We start from the raw sequence: 1040 nt of genomic DNA, 5'->3' as shown, positions 1-1040 counted from the left end.
TCGGAGTTGGAGCCGAGCACGATCGGGATCACCTTCGCGTCGCAGGCCAGGCGGCGGATGGTGGCCGCGGACAGGCCGTTGCCGTAGACGGTCTGCCCGATCGCGTCCGCAGTCATCGCTTTGAGGTCCTGCAGATCGATGGTGACGGTGATGTTCGCCTTCGCCCCGAACCCCGGCACCACATCACCACCCAACCCACCACCCGCACCAACTCCAGCACCCGAAGCAGCACCCGGACCGTCGCGCTGGTCGGCTGCTGCCCCGCCTGCGATGACACCTTCGACCCCGACGGCACCGTCCGACTCGCGATCCGAGCAGCCCACCGCGTCTGCGGTCGCCTCCTCCGTAGAACCAGCCGCCGTAGAAGCGGCGTCCGCGGAACCAGGCTCCGTCGAACCGGGCTCCGCGGAACCAGCCGCCGTAGAACCGGTCGCGGTAGAACCCGCCGCCGTGGAGTCAGCTGCCGTGGAGTCGGCCACTGTGGAGTCGGCCGCTGTGGAGCCGGGCTCCGTGGAGCCGGGCTCCGTGGAAGCGGCGTCGGTTGAAGCGGGCTGCGTGGAACCAGGTCCCGTGGAACCGGCGTGGGTGGGGCTGGCTGGTGTGGTGGGGCGGGGGATGGTGGGGGCGGGGGTGCCGGCGTCGAGGGCGGTGGCGGCGAGGGTGAGGGTGGTGGTGAGGGCGTCGGCTTGGCGTTTTTCGCGGGTGCGGGGGTCGGGGGCGCCGTCGAGGGTTTTGTGGGGGCGGGCTCCGGCGGTGATCAGGGTCTGGAGGAGTTCGGCGTTTTCGTTGGCGAGGTAGCCCCTGAACTTGACGCCCCGGTCCGCTGACTGGAGGGTGAGGGTTTCGCGGGCGGCTGCCTGGTGTTCTTCGGGTTCGGGGCCGTCGGTGTCGAGGATGTTGCGGGCCTGTTCGGCGGCCTTGCGCAGCTCGGCCGGGCACAGGTGCCGGGCGAGGCGGACCAGTTCCTGTTCGGCGACCTCGACGTCGGCCACCGGCACCGACGGCGGGAGCTTCTCCAGTTCGGACACGATCGCCTCGGC

1 protein-coding gene is annotated in these 1040 nt (G+C 71.0%); it reads right to left on the bottom strand.

The window, feature by feature from the left end; all coding sequences use genetic code 11:
* Positions 1-1040, bottom strand: a 1040-nt coding sequence (locus tag ACWF0M_RS38145) for a DUF222 domain-containing protein (protein ID WP_452240647.1), incomplete at both ends; no start/stop codon positions are given.

This window comes from Kribbella sp. NPDC055110 (assembly GCF_053607525.1).
The sequence above is the reverse complement of the archived record's forward strand: the minus strand, read 5'-3'. Positions and strand labels throughout refer to the sequence as shown.